Below are 21,103 nucleotides of genomic sequence, written 5' to 3'. Positions count from 1 at the left end.
TTAGGATGGACTTTAAATTTTCTGAGGATATTGAGTTTTTAAGACAGAATGTACGTAAATTTGTAAGAGAAGAAGTAGAACCTGTTGCTATGGAAATCGAGGAGAAGAATGAAATCCCAGAAAGAATTGTTGAACAGTCAAAAGAAATGGGGTTATTCAGCTTAGGAATCCCTGAAGAATATGGCGGACTTGGTTTAGATATGGTAGGAAAATGTGCGATTTACGAAGAGCTTGGTAAAACACATAACGGATACACAACATTGATCGGAGCGCATACGGGGATCGGTTCCGTTGGTATTGTGGAACTTGGAAATGAGCAACAAAAAGAAAAATTCCTGCCAAAATTAGCTTCAGGTGAATGGATAGGATCCTTCGCGCTTACAGAGCCTAGTGCTGGTTCAAATGCAGCTAATATGAAAACAACGGCCGAGAAAAAAGGCGATAAATATGTCATTAACGGTTCAAAGCACTATATTACGAATGCAGTAGATGGTCATGTATTTACTGTCATGGCAGTGACCGATCCTTCAAAAGGCGCAAAAGGGATTACATCATTTATCGTTGAAAAAGACACACCAGGGTTTATCGTAGGTGCTGTGGAAGACAAAATGGGACTTCGTGGTTCCCATTCTGCAGAGCTTTTCTTTGAAGATATGGAAGTTCCTGCAGAAAACATACTTGGAGAAGAAGGAAGCGGCTATGTAAACGCGTTAAAAATTTTAGCAAATGGCCGCGCAGGTCTTGCAGCGCGTAACCTTGGATCAAGTAAACGTCTATTGGAGCATTGCTTGGATTACGCACAGGAACGTGAGCAATTCGGTAAACCAATCATTGAAATGCAGGCGATCCAGCATATGCTTGCAGAAATCAGCAAAGAGATCGCTGCATTAGAAGCTCTAACGTATAAAGTTGCTTGGATGACAGATCAAGGTCAGCGTGTTGTTAAAGATGCAGCAATTGCAAAATTATATGGTTCGGAAGTTTACAACAAAGTAGCTGATTTAGCTGTACAAATTCACGGGGGAATTGGTTATATGAGAGATTATCCGATTGAGCGTTATTACCGTGATGCACGAATTACGAAAATCTATGAAGGAACATCTGAAATTCAAAAAAATATCATCGCTGGTGAATTAAAACGCGAATTGAAGAAATAGGAGTGTTAGGGAATGAATGAATCGTATATTGTTGGCTCAGTAAGGACAGCTGTCGGTAAAATGGGCGGGACATTAAAGGATGTACCTGTTGATTATTTAGCTGAAAAAGTAATTCGTGAATTGATGGAACGAAACGGTTCAGACATTAGCGTAGATGAAGTCATTCTTGGCCAGGCAAAACAGAGTGCAGATACTTCCAATTTGGCACGTCTTGCTGCATTGCGCGCTGAATTACCGGTTGATGTGAGCGGCTATACCGTTCACCGCCAGTGTGGTTCAGGACTGCAGGCAATTAATAATGCTGACATGCAAATAAAACTTGGATTATCTGACGTCGTTATTGCTGGTGGGGCGGAAAGCATGAGTACGGCACCTTACTATTTAAGGAATGCTCGCTTTGGTTACCGTGCTGGAAATGGCGTCTTGCTTGATCCGAACACAGAGAGCCAGCCATGCTCTCAGCCACAGGAGAAATATGGTAATCTGACAATGGGTCTCACTGCTGAAAATCTGGCGGAGCAGTACAAGATATCCAGAGAAGAGCAGGATGAATTTGCACATCGCAGTCAAACATTGACAGATGAGGCGATTAAAGCGGGACGTTTTGAAAAAGAAATTGTTCCTTATGAAGTAAAAGAACGTAAAAAAACAATTATCTTTGATACAGATGAACATCCATTCCTGACTTCACTGGAAAAACTTGCTACATTACCAGCCGTGTTTAAAAAAGGTGGTTCTGTAACTCCAGGGAATGCAAGTGGGAGAAATGATGGGGCTTCCGTTGTTCTCATGATGAACAAAGAGAAAGTGAATGCGTATGATCTAAAGCCAAAAGCAAGAATTATTGGTCAGGCTACAAGTGGTGTATCACCTGAGATTATGGGTATTGGACCAGTTGAGTCAACCTATAAAGCTTTAAAACAAGCAAATCTTAAAATGGAAGACCTTGGTTTAATTGAATTAAATGAGGCTTTCGCGGCACAATCACTTGCGGTGATCAGAGAAGCGAAAATGGATATCAATAAAGTGAACGTAAATGGCGGGGCAATCGCACTTGGCCACCCAATCGGTGCAACAGGGGCTATTCTGATGACAAAGCTTCTTCATGAAATGGAAAGAAGAGGGGAAAGATACGGTCTTGTAACACTTTGTATTGGTGGAGGGCAAGGGATTTCCACAGTGATTGAATATCTGGGTTAATTCATTCGGATGGTGATTCAAACGAATCACCATCTGATTTATAACAAGGATATATATAAATCAAGGAGGTAACTTTGTGAAATCCATACATATTGTACAAATTCTCTCTATGTATCATACAGACGGGGAAGATGTTTTAAATGAAAATGCAAAGGTAACAAAGTTTGATACCTTTGATGAGAAGGAAATTATATCATTCTTAAATAATAACAAAGTCGATGGCATCATTCTTCGGGCACCAGCCCGGATTACGCCTGCTATTTTAGATGCATGTGAAAATGTGAAGGCGATATCCGGAGCAGGAGTAGGACTGGATAATATCGATGTTGATTATGCAACAAAAAAAGGAATCCGCATCCTTCATGCGCCAAAAATCAACACCAATTCGACGGCTGAACATGCGGTAAGCTTGATTCTTGCCGTAATGAAAAATATTGTAAAGTTCAACGATGAAATGGAAAAAGGAAACTACTCCTATCGGGATGGAAAATATACGAGCGAGCTGAAAGGGAAGACCCTTGGGCTTGTCGGATTTGGCTCTATTTCACAGAGAGTAGCCAAGATTATGAAGCATGGATTTGAAATGAATGTAACAGCATATGTGAGAAGAATTCCGGAAGAAAGGCAGAAAATAGCAGATGCAATCGGGGTTGAACTTACAAAAGATATGGGAGAAGTATTTAAGAATAGCGATGTAATTAGTTTGCATATCCCATTAAATGAAAATACAGATGGCAGTATCGATAAAACATATTTTGACATGATGAAGTCAGATGCGGTGCTGATCAATACGGCACGTGGTGGTGTGATTAATGAAGGTGATCTGGTAGCTGCAATTAAAAATAAACAAATCCGTGCTGCGGGTGTAGATGTGTTCCGAGTCGAACCGGCTCCGGCAGATCATCCATTTCTTGGTGTGGAAGAGATCATCAAAACACCTCATATTGGTGGCATCAGTCTGGAAGCAGCGAAACAAACAAGTACAACGATAGCCTCCAATCTGATTAAAGCAGTTGAAGGGGAACAATTACCGACAATCGTCAATTGGGATGAGCTGTCTGCAGGAGAGTGAAAAAATGGATACTGAAAAAATATTACAGGATTTTGAAGGAAGTAATTTTTGGCAGTTTATTGGTCTAGAAATGGAAAAGGTGGAAAAGGGAAGTGTGACACTGAAGCTTCCTGTTATTCCTTCATTTTTTAATGTAAAAAATTCCGTACATGGTGGAATTTATGCTTCAATCCTTGATACTTCGATGGGGTTCTCAGCTCGTTCTCTTGGATTTGATGAAGTAACGACACTGGAAATGGATGTTCATTTTTTAAAGGGCGTCAAAGAAGGAACAATTTATGCGACGGGGAATGTGATTCATCAGAATCGTTCCACCGTGCTGGTCGAGGCCGGATTATATGATGAAGAAGGCGATAGACTTGCCCATTCAACAGGAACGTTCCGCGTTGTGAAATTTGCTAAATAAGCCAAGTGAATTTGAATTAAACTCAGAATGACAAAGATCATGCAGGAAGAGCTGGTTGATCAATGTTTCGTTATATTATTTTCAGCAGGTATACTTATTCATTACTTTTACGGAAACAGTGGGCTCGATTTATTGGAAGGTCTTACGCAAAATCTTGCCATCTTGTCTACTATTTTACTTACTCCGCTGATTTTTCTACCGCTTGAAGGGGAAGGAGTAATCAGCACAGAATCAGCTCCTGCGTGCATGTAAATGGAATAAGAGTAGGGATTGGTGGAATGGGAAATATTTTCTGGCTACCTTTATAATAGCAATGGGATATATCTCAATTATAATATAGTTTCAAGCATGTTATTTAGTATCAAAAAAGTAACTGAGGTGGTTAATATTGAGCAAAAGTTTAGTAAGAGCGATTCAAGTACTCGATTGTTTTTTAGAACAGCCGGTCATGACAATTAATGAATTGGCTGAAAGGGCGAATATGCCCAAGACCACAGTATTTCGGCTAGCTGGCGGATTAGAGGAAGCTGGATTACTGATAAAAGACAGAAAAACAAGTCATGATGTAACCTACCGGATGTCTCTGAAGTTCCTTACATATGGTAAACATGTAAGTGAACAGCTGGAATATAATAAAATCGCACTTCGTTATATGAAGGAATTAAATGAAGAAATCGATGAGCTTATCCACGTTACGATCATGGAAGGTAATGAAGCAGTTTATGTAGAAACAGTGAATAGCTCCAAGCCAGTGCGCCTCGTCGTAAAAGTTGGTGCGAGAGCGCCTTTATATGCTGGTTCAGCTCCAAAATTGCTCTTATCAAGTATGACCGATGAAGAATTAGACGTTTATTTAAACGAGGTCGAACTGAAAAAGCGTTCATTAAATACACTGACAGATAAAGAAAAAATAAAAGAAGAAGTAGAAAAAATAAGGAAGCGTGGCTATTCCATCAGTTATTCGGAAAACTTCGAAGCGACAGTTGGGATGTCTTATCCAATTTATAACTACGACGGAAAAATGGTTGCAGCAATCGGGATAAGTATTCCGGATATAGACCATACGAAGGAGAGGGAAGAATTTCTGTTGGATAAACTGGAGAAAACAGCATGGAAAATATGGGAGGAACTTGGTTATACAGACTAATAGTTTAAGCAGGCTCTTGAAACTGTAACCCATTGTATTCTTATGGAGAGGAGTCTGGTCTGAAAATTGAAAGTATCTGCATCTCGTCTGAAAGAATTTTACGCAGATGTTCCAGAAAAAAATCTGATACGTGCAAAAGAAGCAGAAGTGATTGCTGATAGTCTTGTTGATGCTGATTTAATCGGGATCAAGTCACATGGTATAACAAAAATAAAGTTAGTCATGACGGAAGAATAGACCGGGAACACGTTGGGAATAACGAACTGAAACTGAGGTGTTCTCATCAGGATACCGATAGCTCCAAACAGATATCCGAAAATATATGTAGCTTTGGAGTTATGCGCGTATTCCTGATGGAGCAGGCATTCGTCTGGCACCTGTTTAACTATCTTTATTTTTGCAAGCGCTTCCAATTCGATGTGTGCAAAATGACCAATAATTTATTTCGTTTTATTTTTTCTGTTATGGTGTTATTTCAATTTGTATCTTTGAAGAACAAAAATTAACGAAGTATTTAAGCGTTTTTTTTAGGCAAACTGACTATAGAAATGTTATCTGAAATGGGTTATAAATTAAAATAGTTCAACAATTCCAATGAAACGTTATCTAACTGATTAAGTATATAGGGAGGTTATATTTTGTTGTATTTAAATGAACAAGCTATTCGAGATGCGGTTACGATGAAGGATGCAGTAAATGCAATAGACACAGCCTACAAGCTTTATGAAAAAAATGAATTTCAGATGCCGGAAAGACTGCAGGTGAAGGAAAATGACAATACATTGTTGTTAATGCCAAGTATTATCGAAGGTGCAATCGGGACCAAGCTTGTCACAATATTTCCAAATAATATAGAGCATCCAACACTGCACGGGCTGGTTATTTTAATTGACAGTAAAACAGGTCAGATTAAATGTCTAATCGATGGTTCTTTCCTGACAGGATTGCGGACAGGCGCAATAGGAGGATCAGCAGTTAGAAATTTGACAGATGAAGGTGTTTCTAAACTAGCTGTTATCGGAACAGGAGTACAAGGTTTGTATCAAACAATTGCAGCCTGTATTGAAAGAGAATTTAAAGATATATATTTATACAATAGAAGTCCTGAAAAGATTCCAGCATTTCAAGAGGAGTTACGAAGCTGGCTTGGGGAGGACATTCGGTTGCACGCAGCAGATTCCCGGGAAGCAGCTGTACGAAATGCAGAAGTAATTATTACGGCGACCACTTCGGATAATCCAGTTTTACCTGATGATAAAGAACTTCTAAAAGATAAAGTCGTCATAGGCGTTGGTTCATTTCAGCCGACCATGCGTGAATTTCCAGAGTCTCTCTATGAATTAGCGGATAAAATATATTTGGATACAGATCATGCCATAGAGGAATCTGGTGATATTATTCATCCGTTGGAACAAGGCTGGATTAACGAAGAGAAACTAGAAAATATGGCATCCTTTATAGCGGGTTCAAAGAAAGTTAATAAGGAAGCAGGAAGGAGTGTTGTCTTTAAATCAACAGGTATGGCGTTATTTGATGTGGTTGTCGGAAAGTTGGTGTATCAAAAGGCGCTGGAAAAAGGGGTTGGTATGAAACTGGATTGACAGATAAGATTCAGTTCCATTTAACATTTGGATACTAAAAAAATGCAAGGGGGAAAGTGAAATGAATTCAAAGCTGAAAGACCCTGGAATTATTTTATTGTATGTACTAGTAGCAGTGGTCGCAATCGTACTGATATGGTGGCCAACGGACATTTATCTATTGGGTATTTCTTTAGCTGGTTGGTTAATGTTTTCCACTTATCTCATCTGGTTTTTATTAGCTATCATTTATGTGTTATGGATAGAAAGGGTACAAAAAGAAAATGAAAATGAATAGATAGGGGGGACGACAATGCAATTAACTGAAACAATTATATTGGTGATCTATTTAATCTTAATGACGTTAATGGGTATTTATTTTACAAAACGTGCTCATACATCTGAAAGTGATTATTGGACAGCAGGTAGACAAATAAATACATTTGTCGGTGCATTTGCATTATTTGCCGCACTTGCAAGCTCTAGTTCATTAATGGGAGCGGTTGGATCAGGAGTCTCACTGGGCGTTCCGTTCCTTTTTGCCTATGGTTTTGGTGCGGTAGCTATTCTTCCATTTACAATGTTTCTCGTTTCTGGGCAAATAAGAAGGTCTGGTGTTGCTACATTACCGGAGTTTTTTAAACAAAGATATGGGAATAAGGTACAACTATTAGCTGTAGCGATTGTAGTTATCGGGATGACATTTTACATGGTGCCGCAATTAACCGCTTCCGGATTAATTGGTTCATATATACTTGGTGTTGAATATACAACCGCAGTTATTGTACTTGGTATCGGCTTCACGCTTTACGCTGCCCTTGGAGGTATGTGGGCAATCACTTATACCGACCTCGTCCAGGGAGCACTTATTCTTGTAGGTATGTTCATTCTGTCAATTATTATTTTAATACAGCATAATGGTTTTGGCTCGCTTTTACAGGATGCTCTGGCGGTTACACCCCATTTTGGAGATATAACACAACCATGGATGTCCTATTTTGGTTTGTTTTTAGCTTTCCTTTGGTTTGGTATTGTTTCCCCATCCGCGGTTATGCGCAACTTCGCTTCACGCGATGCTCGAGTAGCCCGTCGCTCGGCAATGTGGGCTTGTTTGCTCTATTTGACCATATTTATCTTTGGATTCATTGTTGCTTCTGCAGGAGCTACTCTAGGGATTGCTGAGAGCCTGACGAATCAGGATATGATTTTTATTTCAGTGATTGAGCACTATATGACACCAATACTGGCCGGAATCATGTTTGCGGGATTGATTGCAGCTATTATGTCGTCTGCTGATGCAATGCTACTAGCAATTTCCGCTGGTGTCGCCCGCGATATTTATAAAGAATATATTAAGAAAGATGCCTCGGAAAAACAGGTTACAAGGTTAGGTTTCGTTGTTATGTTCATTGCGAGTTTAATAGGAATTCTTATTGCTATCAATCCTCCTCAGCTGATAGCAATTATGGTTGGCTGGGTTGGTGGAGGTCTTCTTTCCACATTTGGTTTTCCGCTTGTTCTTGGTATCTGGTGGAAACGGGCAAATACAGCTGGTGCACTTGCAGGAATGATTGGTGGAGGATTGACTTTTGTTATTCTCGTTATTACGGAGCCGTTTGGAGTAGTGGCCGAGCCGATCATTGCAGCACCTGTTTCGTTAATTTTATTAATAGTTGTAAGTTTAATGACACCACCGCCACCAGAAGAAACGCAAAAACAGGTAGATCGTTATCATGGCGAAAGAATAGTATCTTAAATTGTTTTGCTTTTGAAAGCTAAATTGGGATAAAGCCTGTCTTCGTGAAAAGTATGGGGCAGGCTTTATTTCTAAAAGTTTCCATCTTTCGTTTCATTACAGCTTGTTGCAGGAAAAGAAAGGAGAAATAATGATGCAAGCAACTGAAATATCTACAAAAAAAATTCAGCGTATCGGCAGTGAAACAATTTCCGATAAGATTCTTTATAAAGCAATCTATAAAAGTATTGGTGTGAAGAGAAGATTTAACAAGACATGGAGCCCCGATTATATTCGTAATCACCTTGTGAAAAAGGAACTAATCTATCACCCGTTCTGGATCGTAAAAAACTTAGTGGTTGCAGCACGCCCGCCATTTCCTCCTAAAAAAACTCCAAATATTATTTTTATTGATGCCGTGTCAGGATACCGTGGTTTGTTTACAAAAATTCCTCCAATAAAGGACGAAGAAGTGGAGATGGATGCACTAGTAACAGTGCAGCTACCAGAGGAAGAATTAGATAAATATATAAAAAACGTGCAGCAAAAGCAAATCAATCGTTCCTATGTTTTAAAAAAACCGCACCATGAAGTGAAGGAGGTTTCCCTTGTTTATTTGCCGATATGGAAGGCGAAAATAAAGGGTGATCAAATAAATGAAACCTTCTATATTAATGGGAATTCTGGTGAATCGGAGAAATATATGAGCGAACGGTGGAAGAACAGAAAGGATTTGCTTGAATAATTACTGTGTGAAAAGGCCTATATGGATATTGAATACAAGAAATTGTGACTTTGTATTTAATATCGATTGTCATTTACTCTGGAACTAACAGGATAAAATCAAGCAAGGAGGAATGATAATGAAAGTATTTGCTCTATATGGCAGTTCTCGAAAAAATGGTAACTCTGATTTGCTTGCTGATAAGGTGCTCTATAATATCAAGCATACCAAGCGTTATCTCACTGATTATAATATTACACCAATTGACGATAAGAGACATGAGCCGGAAGGGTTTTTAGAACGGGTGAATGATGACTATAATGAGTTGGTTTCTGAAATGCTTGATCATGATGTTGTCATCTATGTTACACCTCTGTATTGGTATGGGATGTCTGGTCTGATGAAGAACTTTATTGACAGATCTACAGAAAGCATGCGTATTCCGGAACGCAACTTTACGGAGAGAATGAAGGAGATGAAACATTATGTAGTTATTGCGGGTGGCGATTCGCCTTATGAAAAAGGAAAGCCATTAGTGCAGCAATTTGCATATATTTTTGATTTCATGGGTACCAGGCTGGAAGGTTGGATTATTGGTGATGGAAATAAGCCTGGAGAAGTATTGGAAGATAAAGTTGCCATGGAAAATGCAAGTAAAATGAATGCAGAGGTTAAACAACTATTCTCACATAAATAAAAAAGCGGCAGGAACGATACACATATATATGGAAGCTGTGTAAACGACCTGCTGCTTTATTTTTTTAACGCCAAGTAGAGAAGTATGCAGTCCTGAAAATTACTCGTGTTGAGCCCAGTCATTTCCTCTATTTTCTTTAATCTGTAAATAAGCGTATTTCTGTGAATGAACAGTACTTTTGCTGTTTGGCTAATATTCATATTGTTTTCGCAGTATGCTATAAAGAGATCCGCCATTTCCTTAAATCGATCATGTTCCATAAGAGTATGGATCCGAAATTGAATTTTGTTACGATATTCTTTAGATGTTTCTAGTGGTAATTGTTCTAAAATGATTTCCCAATCAAATATGGTATGTATGTTTGATTCGAGGCTACGTTCTTTGGCGAACTGTATTAGTTTCACTGCCTCATGGTAAGACTCACTTACTTGTTCAATAGCAGGTGAAAGACTACCAGCTGCAATTGAAGGGTCTTTAATTGAATATATCCTATATAATCTGATTAATTCCCTGCTTTGTTTCTCAAATTGCTGCAGGAGCTCCCTGTATTCCCCCTCACTCCCCACTTGCCTCACAACAACTATTTTTTCGCTATTTAAAAATGTAGCTAACCCACAATTAGTGCATATATAGGCTTCCTGAGTGCATCTTAACAGGTTATCTTTCAGCTGGTCGATGGAAATATGTTTTTTAGCGCTGTGCAGTAAGGAATTGCCAATATCAATGACAATACAAAAGCTCTTTTTTCCATAAGGAATGCCAAGCACCCCACAGTATTGTTTGACCCTTTCTGTTTGGACTACTTCATTTAACAATATATATTGTGCAAATGTTTCCCTGGTTTTTGCCTTCATATCCGTTATTTGCCGATGAAAAGTTTCCTGCCACATTATTTCAACATAATTTTTAATTAATAATCCATAAGGTTTGACTTGAGCGGGCGGCCCAATTATTCCCAAGACTCCAACTGTTTTGTGATCAAATTGAAGCGGAAATGCGATGCCCTCATACACATTAACCATATTTTTTATTTGTACTTTATCAAATATAATGTGATCGTTCTTTTCAATTACTTCTTTTGAAGGCAAGTGGTAGGTGCCAACCCTGCTGGAGTCCGTAGAACCAATAATATAACCATTGTGATCGCTCAGGCTGATAGCAAATGGTGAAATTTTTGAAACCGCTTCCACCACTTTTTGTGCAAATTGTACTAAGAGGTCCACTACACACCACCCTTTCAATCTTCTGTTTTTGTATTTATATCATATCATAATAAAGATAAATAGATAAGGTTAAATATTTAGAAAGCTTAAATATTTAGGCGGATTGTCCATAGTATAAGAGAAAAAAATAAGGTATAACTAATGAAAATTGTAAATAAACAATGGATATTATTCTTACTGAGAGGTGGTTTATATGTCAAAGAAAACAGATATTATAATTGTTGGTGGTGGTGTCATTGGTTCCAGTATTGCTTATAATTTATTGAATGACGGATTTACAGGTGAAATTACCGTATTTGAAAAAGATAAAGTATACGAGTTTTCTTCGACTCCAAGAAGTGCCGGAGGGATCAGACAGCTATTTACAACAGGAATTAATATACAAATTAGCAGGTATAGCTTAAAAAAATATATGACATTCGCGGAAGATATGGCGATAGGAGGCGAAAAAGCGGAAATTGATTTTAAAAATCCGGGTTACCTTTTTCTCGCTAAAAATGAAAACATCAGTCAGTTAAAAAGGCAGATGGAGCTGCAGCGAAGTTTCGGGGTACCTTCAGAGTTTCTTGAACAAGAAGAATTGTTATCAATCATCCCAGAATTAAATAATGAAGATTTGCAGGGAGGACTTTATTGCGGGGAAGATGGATACTTAGATCCGTATTCTGTCATGCAGGGTTATGCTCGAAAAGCAAAAGAGCTGGGAGCAAATTATGTGTATGAAGAGGTCGATGTTGTTACGACGGAGAGCGGAAAAGTAACTGGTGTGCAATGTAAAAATGGAGAGAGATATGAGGCCCATACGGTAATAAATTCAGCAGGTCCATGGGCACCTGAGCTAAGTAAAAAGATAGGACTGCCAATTCCGGTAGTTCCGCTCAAGAGACAAATCATTCAATTTGATATTGCTGAACCGTTGAAAAACAAATTGCCGTTAACGGTAGACCCGACCGGTGTTTATTTCAGGCATGAAGGATCATCGATAATTTCAGGATTTGGTGAGAAGGTGAAGCCGGGCATTGATTTCAGGTGGAATCGTTCTTTTTTCGAAGAGCAGCTATGGCCGGTATTGGCTACGCGGATATCCAATTTTGAAAGAGCAAAAATAACCGCTGGATGGGCGGGTATGTACAGTCATAATACAGAAGATCAAAATGCGATTATCGGAGGTCACCCGAAAATGAAAGGATATTTTATGGCAGCTGGGTTTAGTGGTCATGGCATGCAGCAAGCGCCAGCTGTAGGGAAAGGTTTGTCTGAGCTGATTCGAACAGGAAAATATGAAACATTAGATCTCAGTCCACTTCGATTTGAACGTTTTGCGGAGAATGAATTGATAATTGAAGGCGCAATCGTTTAGTTACTAAGTATACGAAAAATAATAGGGAGGGGAATTTCATGAGTGATCCTACAACGGATAAAAAAAGAGAAACATGGGGATCAAGATTTGGGTTTATCATGGCCGCTGCAGGATTTGCCATTGGTTTAGGGAACATATGGCGATTTCCCTATTTAGTAGGTGAAAACGGTGGTGGAGCTTTTCTATTAATCTATATTGCTATTATTATTGTCATTGGGATTCCCTTATTTTATGTTGAAGCAGGTCTTGGTAGAAAAGCACAGTCTGGTGCTATTACCGGTTTGCGTAAACTAACTAAAAAGGGCAGTACTTGGGTATCGATAGGATGGCTTGGCGTGTTTACGTCGTTACTTATCTTTTCGTACTATCTGATGATCATGGGCTGGCTATTTGCTTATTTTGTAAAGGTAGGTCTTGGTACATTTCAAGGGGTTACATTTGATCAGGCAGCCGATATTTATGATAAGTTTGTCGCAAACCCATGGCTTGTTACTGGATACGCAATTATCCCAATGTTGATTCTTGCGTTTGTAGTAGTGAAAGGATTGAAAGATGGCACAGAAAAATTTGTGCGACTATTAATGCCTTTACTCATCATCATGTTACTAGCTCTAAGTGTATTTTCACTTTCTTTAGAGGGTTCATGGGAGGGGGTTGTATGGTATTTGAAACCAGACTTTTCACAAATTAGTGGAGATTCTGTACTGCAGGCTTTGGGGCAGGCTTTCTTCTCCATTGGTATTGGGATGGCTGCTGCCTTCACTTATGGAAGTTATCTGAAGAGAGAGAAGTCCAATCTAGTTGTAGACGGAGTGTGGGTAATTTCGCTTGACACATTTGTTGCTTTTATCTCAGGAATGGTCATATTTCCGGCAATATTTGCTTTTAATGTTGCCCCAAATTCAGGACCAGGTTTGATTTTCCTGACATTGCCGACTATATTTGATCAAATGCCTGGTGGAACAATTTTTGGTCTTTTATTCTTCTTCCTGGTTATAGTAGCCGCACTTACAACGGGGGTTGGTTTTGTGGAAACATTAGCAGCTAATGCATCCGAATTATTTAATCTGAATCGTAAAACAAGTGTTTGGCTTGTGAGTATTGCTAGTTTGGTGTTGGCAATTCCGTCTATTTTATCACAGGGACCATGGTCAAACATTCAGATTTTCGGTATGGATATATTCACATTTATTGATTACTTCTCTGGCAATATAATGCTTGTCGTTGGTGCACTTTTGCTTTCTTTGTATGTTGTATTTAAGTGGAAAACGGAGAACTTCATCGATGAAATCAATATTGGAACAACAGGAGTGAAAATTCCTTATGCTGTTAAACCAATCTTTGCTTTTGTTATTCCGGTGGTAATCGCTGTAATTTTCATAACTGGTATTCTATAAAGAACTAAAGTTTTAAATATAAAAAATGGATTGCTGGGGAGAGAGATATTTTGAATATTGGAGAAAAACAAATTATTGTAAGTGAAAAGGATATTGATGGACTCAACCATGTAAATAATAGTGTATACCTTAATTATCTGGAGAGCGGAAGAGAAGCATGGTACATAAAGTACGCTGGTTATTCTTATGATGATTTTCATAGAAATAACCTTGGGACGGTCGTTTTGAGGATTGACATTATGTATAAAAAGGAAGCGGTAATTCACGATCAGCTTCAAGTGATTACGATACCGAAGGAGCTTGGGAATACGAGTTTTGTATTTGAACAAAAAATAATGAATCAAAATGAAGAAGTGGTCTGTGAAGCGACAATTACGAAAGTGATGATCGATTTCACTACAAGGAAAAGCAGACCAGTGATTGAAGAGATTGCACGGAATTTTAGGCAATAGAAAACATAACCTAAATAGATAATAGCTATAGTCCACATCAAAAAACACTATTACAAGTAAAACGTATCTACGTGATACCATTTGCGGGAAAATATTGATATCAAATTGCGTATCAGGTTGAAAGTTCTAATAAAAAGCTTTATTAAATAAGAGTAAATAACATGTGGGGGGATAGTAATGGGTTATATAGAATTAAAAACAGAAATTCCAGGACCAAGGTCAAAAGAATTATTAAAGAAGCGTGAAGATTCTGTTGCGAGAGGTTTAGCAACAAATTTATCCATAGGAATTGCTGAAGCTGATGGAGCTATGGTAATGGATATAGATGGGAACTGTTTAATTGATCTTGCGGGAGGTATTGGAAGTTTAAATGCCGGACACACCCCTAAAGCAGTAGTGGATGCACTAAAGAGACAATTGGATCATTATATAAATCCGGTATTTCCCGTCGTTTTGTATGATTCCTATATTCAGCTTGCAGAAAAACTTAATCACTTAGTTCCCGGTAATTTCTCAAAAAAAACCGTTTTATTTAATAGTGGTGCAGAAGCGAATGAAAATGCTATAAAAATTGCGCGGAGATATACAAAACGTTCAGGGGTCATTTCATTTGAAAGAGGATTTCATGGAAGAACCTTTATGACCATGTCCATGACAAGTAAGGTAAAGGGTTTTAAAAAAGGATTTGGTACAATGGCGACGGAAGTATATCATTTACCTTACCCATATCCTTACCGGGATACTCGGACGACAATAGAATTATTAGATGCTATTGACAATCTGTTTCAAATGACAGTGGATCCATCGGAAATTGCAGCTATTGTAATAGAACCAGTCCAAGGGGATGGGGGGATTGTTGTCCCTAATAGAGAGTTTTTTGAAGGCATACGAAAATTGTGTACGCAACATGGAATCGTATTTATAGCTGATGAAGTGCAGACCGGATTTGCACGTACAGGTAAGTTCTTTGCAATGGAGCATTTTGGAGTAGCTGCAGATATTACAGTAATGGGAAAATCGATTGGTGCTGGAATACCTTTATCTGCGGTGACAGGTAATGCGGAGATAATGGATGCTCCGGAGAAAAAGGAGTTAGGTACAACATTGGGTGGGACCCCTTTAGGTTGTGTTGCTGGACTTAAAGTAATTGAGGATATTGAGAATAACAATTTGATGGATAGAGCTCAAGAAATAGGAAATAAAATTCGTTCTAAACTAACATTCCCATCAAAATTTGTTGGTGAAGTTCGGGGACTAGGGGCGATGATTGGTATAGAGTTTGTAAAAGATTTGGAGACAAAAGAACCCTACCCGGAGTTAGTGAAGAATGTCGTTCGAAAATGTCACGAAAACGGGGTGATTGTAATTACCGCAGGATCTCGTGGTAATATAATCCGTTTACTTCCACCATTAATCATTAATGATAAACAATTGAATGAAGCATTAGATGTAATAGTTAATGTGATTAAACAAATAGAAAATGAAGAAACATTAACACATATAGAATAGGTTATGATTCAATAATTTATCCCAGAGAGTCTTACTTGTCGTTTATTTTTAACTTCCCAAAATAAAGTCGAAAATCAACAAAAATCAACATATGATCCTATCGTTGATGTAACGGAAGATCATATTATTGTTTTACAAAATGCTGGACCAAAGGGCGGACCTGGAATGCCGGAGTGGGGAATGCTCCCTATACCGAAGAAGCTTATTAAAAAAGGGGTGCGACTTTGATTATTTAGAAACAGGATTTGGCGCCCCGACGAGAGAACCAGAGATCAATTAATCATATATTTGAATTGTAACATGAAATTCCGGAATAAAGACTGGATAAAGTAAATTGTGAGGTTAACATGTATAAAGCCATTAGTGTTGCATAAACAATAAACTCAGTATCAAATATTAATCGAATGAGTTTGTGCCAAGCCTTTCTCAGTACCCTTTTCACCCTAGTGTTTCAGACATTCTATTTTTGTACGCTTTTTCAGCTACCGCGCGAATGTCTTCGCTTGGTTCCCGGTCATTTTAAAGTTACGTTCTAATATCAAGAACGTAACTTAAAATGCGAGGATGGTTATCTAAAACTTTTGGCTAGCTTCCCAATCGCGGATGAATGAGGTTTGTATACACCGATTGAATCACCTGGATACCAATGCATGCCTCGCTTTTTCATACGGCAAGTAACGCGACGTTTGTTGGATTCCATTTGGTGACTTCCGGTGGGTGGTGAGGGGGTGTCTTCCAATTTTACAGCTTACCCAACGAATGCAATAATCCCCGCCTCATCATCTAATTCCAGTTTAATCCCTGCGAAAGGATCCTCATTAAGGAATTCATCTAGCCATAACCGTAGTGCTTCGATAATGTTTGACATTACGAGTACTTGTTTCCTGCCATTCCAGAATGATTCTGCAGAAAAGCCAGTATCATCGTCATACATTAATTCCACCTCGACTTCTTCTGGTTTTATGTGTTTTTTCCGAGAAACATAAACGCAAATTGCGTTAATAATATCTTGTTCAGGAAGGACTAATTTCTCCATACATTAGCTTCCTCTTTTCTTTTCCTTTTGAAAAAGTGATAAATTTTTACTGCCACTGAGATCAAGAAAATAATTGCGAGACCGTTGATTAACAAGCCTAGCATAGATCCTAAGATACCCATGTTACCAAGCAGCCCACCGAATAATAATCCAGCAAGCCCACCGAGCATGAGGCCCTTCATTAGACCACCTGACATCATGCCGCCTTTATTGTTCGTATTTTGTTTTGTCGTGGATTTGTTCACTTTAGAATCTTTTTTATTATTTTGGAAGAAGGAATTATTGTTGTTAGAGTTGATGCCGCTATTTCCTGGGTTAAATGACTTTTTCCCGGATTTATAACGTTTCGCCTCCACCGTTGTGTCCTGATCTTGGAAAACAACATCTCCAATTGGTGAAAATACTAGTGCGATGGCACATAATGCTACGATAATTTTCTTCATTAATCTTTTTCCCCCTGATGATATCTTTGTATAGTCATCCTCCCATTATAATATAGCTTTTTCCTTTTGTCTGTTTGGAGGAAGGAAATGGCTTTATATAAAAGAACGAAATCCGTTCCATTAATTAAGAAAAGTTAGGATAGCATCAACCAAACTGTAGGTACCAAGTCCGGTACAAATCAGTGCTACTATTCCGCCGATAATATTAGCCTTTAAAGAGTTTGTATAGTTGCCGAGACGCTTTTTGTTATTCATGATAACAAGGAGAGTAATTGCAATCACAGGGAGCAGGATACCATTCAAGGCTTGTGCGAATAGCAGAACGCTCAGAGGATTAAGTTCAAGGGCCGAGCAGATGATCCCAATTGATATAATGATGACAAACACGATTTTAAAGCGTTTGTCTTTCATATTGTTGCCCCATTTTAAGACACTGCTTACTGTCATCGCTGCACCAAGTGGAGCGGCAAGCGCAGAAGATAAGCCAGCTGCAAATAAACCGATACTGATGAAAATCAGTGCCCACTCTCCCATGATTGGTTCGAGCTGAAGTGACAAGTCAGCGCCACTTTGTATTTCCATACCTTTGATCGTCGCACCAGCTGTAATCAGTACCGCTGCAGTAATCAATCCTCCCACACAAATGGATATGATCGTGTCCCATCGCGAATCTTTTAAATCAGACGGCTTGTTCCAGCGTTCCTGCACATTTGAAGCATGAAGAAAAAGGTTGTAAGGGACGACGGTTGTACCGATTAATGCGATAATCATAATGATGGAACCGGGAGGGATGTTTGGGATAAAAGTTCCATTGAATAATTCTCCAATAGCCGGCTGTGTCATAAACATGGTCGTAATAAATGTAATAGACATAATGACGATGAGGAAAATCATCAATTTTTCTATCAGTTTATAACTGCCGGAAAGGCCGAGAAATAAAATAATGACTCCTACAATTGGTCCAAGTACATTCGTTGGTATTCCGGTAATAGTGGAAATGCCTAGTGATGTGCCGAGCAGATCACCCGCCATATAAGCGGCACAGCCAACACTGATAGCAATAATCACAAGCCACATGGAGCCGTATTTCAATATTGGATTTATGAATTGTTCGCGGACCGCATCCCCAAGCTCTTTCCGCGTAATGATTCCGAGCCTTCCTGTCATTTCCTGAAGCACAATTGTTGCGATAATGGAAAAAACGATCGCCCACAACAATGCGAAGCCAAATGATGCTCCTGCTCGTGTCGCAGTTGTTACGGTGCCAGGACCAATAAAGGAAGCAGTGACAATTGCCCCTGGCCCAATGATATTCAATCTATCTTTCCATGTTCTTTTCCCTGAATCAGAGTTACTTATTCTATTAGGTATTGCCATATTTTTTCTCCTCCACCTTCATTTCATCTTCGGTTCTGTTACTTTTCGACCCCAGCAAATATTATTTAGCTCTTCTCACTGGGGCGTCTATATTTAAAAACAGCACAAGTATCCTTGTTTATACTTGTGCTGAACTGCCAATATCACTATTTGCTATTAATCAAACCCGCGAGCGCATATAAAATAACTGTAGAAACAAAGTGGGCAGAATTTTGATTTGCGTCCTGCTGCGGATATACTTCCACAAAGTCCATGCCAATGACGCCTTGCTTGCAGATTTCGTGGACGAGTGTTACAAGTTCAAAAGAAGTAAGTCCATTTCCATCAACAGGACCGCCGGGATTAAAAGCAAAATCTAAAACATCACTGCAAATGCTCAAGTACACACAGTCCACATCTTCCTTCGCTTGGGCATGAAGTTCACGGGCAAGCTCCGATAAATCATGATGCTTTCGGATATCGTTGATTGTTACCGTAACAGCACCTGCATCGCGGGCATTCCGACCTGCTTCAGGCTGATTTCTCGGTCCATGAATACCTGTGTGAATAATACTTTCATTGCGTACACCTTCCTGTTCATATAAACGGGCAAAAGGACTGCAACGCGCATACTGGTCACCTTGATGGGAAGGAAGGTTGTCGAAGTGCGCATCCAGATGAATGATGCCGACTTTCTTTCCTTGTTCTGTAAGTGCCCTTAAGATGGGGTAAGTGATGCCATGATCTCCGCCGAGACCGATTAGAAATTTCCCGCTCTCCCAAAGCTTACCCGAGAAATTTGTAATTCGTTGCATCGTTTCTTCCACATCAGCGGGAACAACATCTACATCACCAACATCCCCAAGCTCGATATGTTCGAATACGTCAATATGGTCGAGCTCCGGCAAGTAGCCACTGTACCTTGCAGATGTCAGCCGTATTACTTTCGGTCCAAGTTCACATCCTGTGTAATCGCCCCATGTAACTGCACCTTCCCATGGAACTCCGTATACGATAGCGTCAATGTCTCCTAATGAATCGAGAGAAGAAGAAAGATTCTTTGCCCCGAGAAAAGTTGGTGTGTTTCCGTAAAGATAATTATTCAACGTGTATCCCTTCCTTTTTTGAATAATGGAGCAGGCTGATTCACGTGTAACGATTCACCTGCATCATACTTGTTTGGTTGGCTGTTTCATTAATAAGTATTGCTTGTTAAATATCTGGTTTCCCTTCCATTAAGGAGATGAAACTCGGAAAGGCTCATATCCCCACCATTTGGCTTGGAATATGAATATTTATATGATTGAGAAAGGGAAATATGAGGGAATTCGTCCGTTGAATGGTGAGGTTTTTGAAGAGGTCTTCATTTAAAAAATGATAAACCGCATGAAATGGGATAACAACCAATTCATGCGGCTTTTTTAGATAATACTAAAATCGATTTATACCCATTCTCAGTCAATGGTTATAGGTAAATGTTTCCTTTATAAATAAAACATCTCCGCAAAAACTAAGTTCACCGAAAAAAGCGAGGTGACTTTATGGAAAATAATACAAAATATACAGCATCCGGTACCAATATTGAAGAAGTAAAACGGGCAAATGAAAATTCTGGTATGTCATATAACGAAGCAAAAGAGTATATTGCAAGGACTACTGGTGGCCATGGAACTGAAATTTATAGCAATACAAACGCTGAACAAGTTCGGAAAAAGAATCAACAAGGACAATAAAAAAAGCTAATCCTGCTGGTTCATGTGTTAAAACCAGCAGGAGAGTCTTAATTATTTGTTTGCAATCTGCTCTTTTGCTATTTTAACCATTTCTTTAACCATATTGCCACCGATTGGTCCGCCAACTTTTCCTGCTTGCTCAGAGGTAAGATGTCCGTTATTTCCTTTTTGTAAAGGTACGCCTTGTTCTTCAGCAACTTCGTATTTTATCGATTCTGGATTATTAAGATCTACGTCATATCCAGCTTCCTTCATTACACGTCCTTTAAACTGACTGAGATTTTTCTTTGCCACGTAAAACACCTCCTTAGGAATAGAATTTCCGAAAAATTTTGGTTTATCCTGTTAAAGGTTTTCAATTATTTGTTATCAAAATCTAAAGTGGCTAATATGGATAATATAGTGATGTTTCTTTAAGGGGATAATTGCTTGTCGGGGGCATTTATGCTGTTTTTTTAAATTTAAAAAGCACGAAATACGGTAGAGTGGAATTCACATGGAAAGGAGATTATGATGCAAAGTAATATAGGTAAACTTTACTTGAAGTTGTGTGAAGATTATATTAAAAATTAAATCATTCTGGTATAAGTGGTGAAAGACTGGCTAAACGATTGGATGAACTTTCACAGCTTCCTTCTTGAGTTTACTTTGACATCGATTCCAAATAAGTATATCATTTCGGTAAAATGATTGGTTCAGAGAGAACCGATACATCTAGAAAAGACCATTATCTATCAAACTCTGATCATAGGAGCATTCCTGTAATGAAGAAATTTGAGGTTTGAACAAAAAAGAGCCTCTCTGGTATAGTACTGGGTGTCAATGCGCATTGACCCCTAAATTAAAACATACCAAGGAGAGGACTCACCATGAATT

Annotated in this window: 23 protein-coding genes and 1 pseudogene; 18 read left to right on the top strand and 6 right to left on the bottom strand. The window is 38.8% G+C overall.

Annotation, left to right across the window (positions count from 1 at the left end):
• The first annotated feature begins 5 nt into the window (after positions 1-5).
• From GN217_RS02805 to GN217_RS02750, 12 genes are all read left to right on the top strand, one after another.
• On the top strand, positions 6-1,157 hold the full coding sequence (locus GN217_RS02805) for an acyl-CoA dehydrogenase family protein (protein ID WP_156855074.1): 1,152 nt from the start codon (positions 6-8) through the stop codon (positions 1,155-1,157).
• 12 nt (positions 1,158-1,169) lie between these two features.
• On the top strand, positions 1,170-2,357 hold the full coding sequence (locus GN217_RS02800; protein ID WP_156855072.1) for a thiolase family protein: 1,188 nt from the start codon (positions 1,170-1,172) through the stop codon (positions 2,355-2,357).
• Positions 2,358-2,433: 76 nt separating this feature from the next.
• Complete coding sequence (locus tag GN217_RS02795) at positions 2,434-3,429, top strand: NAD(P)-dependent oxidoreductase (protein ID WP_232334310.1); 996 nt, start codon at positions 2,434-2,436, stop codon at positions 3,427-3,429.
• 4 nt (positions 3,430-3,433) lie between these two features.
• A complete protein-coding gene (locus GN217_RS02790) occupies positions 3,434-3,835 on the top strand; it encodes a PaaI family thioesterase (protein WP_156855070.1) in 402 nt (133 codons plus the stop codon).
• A gap of 27 nt (positions 3,836-3,862) precedes the next feature.
• Complete coding sequence (locus GN217_RS02785; RefSeq protein WP_156855068.1) at positions 3,863-4,087, top strand: hypothetical protein; 225 nt, start codon at positions 3,863-3,865, stop codon at positions 4,085-4,087.
• Positions 4,088-4,223: 136 nt separating this feature from the next.
• Positions 4,224-4,982 (top strand): IclR family transcriptional regulator, encoded by a 759-nt coding sequence (locus tag GN217_RS02780; RefSeq protein ID WP_156855066.1) that lies wholly within the window; start codon positions 4,224-4,226, stop codon positions 4,980-4,982.
• A 66-nt stretch (positions 4,983-5,048) separates the two neighbouring features.
• Positions 5,049-5,219 carry a hypothetical protein gene (locus GN217_RS02775; protein ID WP_156855064.1) on the top strand — a complete coding sequence of 57 codons (171 nt, stop codon included), beginning with the start codon at positions 5,049-5,051 and terminating at the stop codon, positions 5,217-5,219.
• Positions 5,220-5,620: 401 nt separating this feature from the next.
• Positions 5,621-6,583 (top strand): ornithine cyclodeaminase family protein, encoded by a 963-nt coding sequence (locus tag GN217_RS02770; protein ID WP_156855062.1) that lies wholly within the window; start codon positions 5,621-5,623, stop codon positions 6,581-6,583.
• Positions 6,584-6,644: 61 nt separating this feature from the next.
• Positions 6,645-6,860: a hypothetical protein gene (locus GN217_RS02765; protein WP_156855060.1), complete on the top strand. Its 216-nt coding sequence runs from the start codon at positions 6,645-6,647 to the stop codon at positions 6,858-6,860.
• A gap of 15 nt (positions 6,861-6,875) precedes the next feature.
• On the top strand, positions 6,876-8,318 hold the full coding sequence (locus GN217_RS02760) for a sodium:solute symporter family protein (RefSeq protein ID WP_156855058.1): 1,443 nt from the start codon (positions 6,876-6,878) through the stop codon (positions 8,316-8,318).
• 133 nt (positions 8,319-8,451) lie between these two features.
• On the top strand, positions 8,452-9,042 hold the full coding sequence (locus GN217_RS02755; RefSeq protein WP_156855245.1) for a hypothetical protein: 591 nt from the start codon (positions 8,452-8,454) through the stop codon (positions 9,040-9,042).
• A gap of 118 nt (positions 9,043-9,160) precedes the next feature.
• A complete protein-coding gene (locus tag GN217_RS02750) occupies positions 9,161-9,718 on the top strand; it encodes a flavodoxin family protein (RefSeq protein WP_156855056.1) in 558 nt (185 codons plus the stop codon).
• Positions 9,719-9,792: 74 nt separating this feature from the next.
• Here the strand turns inward: GN217_RS02750 and GN217_RS02745 are convergent.
• Positions 9,793-10,941: pseudogene (locus tag GN217_RS02745) on the bottom strand (CdaR family transcriptional regulator); the annotation flags it as partial.
• Positions 10,942-11,134: 193 nt separating this feature from the next.
• Between GN217_RS02745 and GN217_RS02740 the strand changes: the two are divergent.
• From GN217_RS02740 to GN217_RS19160, 5 genes are all read left to right on the top strand, one after another.
• On the top strand, positions 11,135-12,301 hold the full coding sequence (locus tag GN217_RS02740; protein WP_156855052.1) for an NAD(P)/FAD-dependent oxidoreductase: 1,167 nt from the start codon (positions 11,135-11,137) through the stop codon (positions 12,299-12,301).
• Between the two features lie 38 nt (positions 12,302-12,339).
• Positions 12,340-13,698, top strand: coding sequence for a sodium-dependent transporter (locus GN217_RS02735; protein WP_156855050.1), 1,359 nt, complete (start codon positions 12,340-12,342; stop codon positions 13,696-13,698).
• Positions 13,699-13,748: 50 nt separating this feature from the next.
• The gene (locus GN217_RS02730) at positions 13,749-14,150 is read left to right on the top strand and encodes an acyl-CoA thioesterase (protein WP_198042568.1); all 402 of its coding nucleotides are present in this window, start codon (positions 13,749-13,751) and stop codon (positions 14,148-14,150) included.
• A gap of 177 nt (positions 14,151-14,327) precedes the next feature.
• A complete protein-coding gene (gene gabT, locus GN217_RS02725) occupies positions 14,328-15,659 on the top strand; it encodes a 4-aminobutyrate--2-oxoglutarate transaminase (RefSeq protein WP_156855046.1) in 1,332 nt (443 codons plus the stop codon).
• A gap of 18 nt (positions 15,660-15,677) precedes the next feature.
• Positions 15,678-15,887, top strand: a complete 210-nt coding sequence (locus GN217_RS19160) for a dihydroxy-acid dehydratase domain-containing protein (protein WP_156855244.1) — start codon at positions 15,678-15,680, stop codon at positions 15,885-15,887.
• Positions 15,888-16,407: 520 nt separating this feature from the next.
• Here the strand turns inward: GN217_RS19160 and GN217_RS02715 are convergent.
• The 4 genes from GN217_RS02715 to GN217_RS02700 form a co-directional block, all read right to left on the bottom strand.
• A complete protein-coding gene (locus tag GN217_RS02715; RefSeq protein WP_156855044.1) occupies positions 16,408-16,695 on the bottom strand; it encodes a YxcD family protein in 288 nt (95 codons plus the stop codon).
• The gene (locus GN217_RS02710) at positions 16,683-17,138 is read right to left on the bottom strand and encodes a hypothetical protein (RefSeq protein ID WP_156855042.1); all 456 of its coding nucleotides are present in this window, start codon (positions 17,136-17,138) and stop codon (positions 16,683-16,685) included. Before GN217_RS02710 ends, GN217_RS02715 begins: the two co-directional genes overlap by 13 nt.
• Before the next feature lie 120 nt (positions 17,139-17,258).
• A complete protein-coding gene (locus GN217_RS02705) occupies positions 17,259-18,515 on the bottom strand; it encodes an Nramp family divalent metal transporter (protein ID WP_156855040.1) in 1,257 nt (418 codons plus the stop codon).
• 146 nt (positions 18,516-18,661) lie between these two features.
• Positions 18,662-19,600 (bottom strand): agmatinase family protein, encoded by a 939-nt coding sequence (locus GN217_RS02700; RefSeq protein ID WP_156855038.1) that lies wholly within the window; start codon positions 19,598-19,600, stop codon positions 18,662-18,664.
• A 435-nt stretch (positions 19,601-20,035) separates the two neighbouring features.
• On the opposite strand from GN217_RS02700, the gene GN217_RS02695 reads away from it, so the two are divergent.
• Positions 20,036-20,227, top strand: coding sequence for a gamma-type small acid-soluble spore protein (locus tag GN217_RS02695; RefSeq protein WP_156855036.1), 192 nt, complete (start codon positions 20,036-20,038; stop codon positions 20,225-20,227).
• 51 nt (positions 20,228-20,278) lie between these two features.
• Here the strand turns inward: GN217_RS02695 and GN217_RS02690 are convergent, their stop codons facing one another.
• Complete coding sequence (locus tag GN217_RS02690) at positions 20,279-20,521, bottom strand: alpha/beta-type small acid-soluble spore protein (RefSeq protein ID WP_255454340.1); 243 nt, start codon at positions 20,519-20,521, stop codon at positions 20,279-20,281.
• Between the last annotated feature and the right edge of the window lie 582 nt (positions 20,522-21,103).

Source organism: Oceanobacillus sp. AG (assembly GCF_009746545.1).
Lineage (GTDB): Bacteria > Bacillota > Bacilli > Bacillales > Amphibacillaceae > Oceanobacillus > Oceanobacillus indicireducens.
This window is presented reverse-complemented; position numbering and strand designations above follow the sequence as displayed.

What these genes read in the sequence shown, in the direction of transcription:
- GN217_RS02805 (WP_156855074.1), top strand. Translation starts at nt 6, where the DNA reads ATGGACTTTAAATTTTCTGAGGATATTGAGTTTTTAAGACAGAATGTA.
- GN217_RS02800 (WP_156855072.1), top strand. Translation starts at nt 1,170, where the DNA reads ATGAATGAATCGTATATTGTTGGCTCAGTAAGGACAGCTGTCGGTAAA.
- GN217_RS02790 (WP_156855070.1), top strand. Translation starts at nt 3,434, where the DNA reads ATGGATACTGAAAAAATATTACAGGATTTTGAAGGAAGTAATTTTTGG.
- GN217_RS02785 (WP_156855068.1), top strand. Translation starts at nt 3,863, where the DNA reads ATGACAAAGATCATGCAGGAAGAGCTGGTTGATCAATGTTTCGTTATA.
- GN217_RS02765 (WP_156855060.1), top strand. Translation starts at nt 6,645, where the DNA reads ATGAATTCAAAGCTGAAAGACCCTGGAATTATTTTATTGTATGTACTA.
- GN217_RS02760 (WP_156855058.1), top strand. Translation starts at nt 6,876, where the DNA reads ATGCAATTAACTGAAACAATTATATTGGTGATCTATTTAATCTTAATG.
- GN217_RS02755 (WP_156855245.1), top strand. Translation starts at nt 8,452, where the DNA reads ATGCAAGCAACTGAAATATCTACAAAAAAAATTCAGCGTATCGGCAGT.
- GN217_RS02750 (WP_156855056.1), top strand. Translation starts at nt 9,161, where the DNA reads ATGAAAGTATTTGCTCTATATGGCAGTTCTCGAAAAAATGGTAACTCT.
- GN217_RS02740 (WP_156855052.1), top strand. Translation starts at nt 11,135, where the DNA reads ATGTCAAAGAAAACAGATATTATAATTGTTGGTGGTGGTGTCATTGGT.
- GN217_RS02735 (WP_156855050.1), top strand. Translation starts at nt 12,340, where the DNA reads ATGAGTGATCCTACAACGGATAAAAAAAGAGAAACATGGGGATCAAGA.
- gabT (WP_156855046.1), top strand. Translation starts at nt 14,328, where the DNA reads ATGGGTTATATAGAATTAAAAACAGAAATTCCAGGACCAAGGTCAAAA.
- GN217_RS02715 (WP_156855044.1), bottom strand. Translation starts at nt 16,695, where the DNA reads ATGGAGAAATTAGTCCTTCCTGAACAAGATATTATTAACGCAATTTGC.
- GN217_RS02710 (WP_156855042.1), bottom strand. Translation starts at nt 17,138, where the DNA reads ATGAAGAAAATTATCGTAGCATTATGTGCCATCGCACTAGTATTTTCA.
- GN217_RS02705 (WP_156855040.1), bottom strand. Translation starts at nt 18,515, where the DNA reads ATGGCAATACCTAATAGAATAAGTAACTCTGATTCAGGGAAAAGAACA.
- GN217_RS02695 (WP_156855036.1), top strand. Translation starts at nt 20,036, where the DNA reads ATGGAAAATAATACAAAATATACAGCATCCGGTACCAATATTGAAGAA.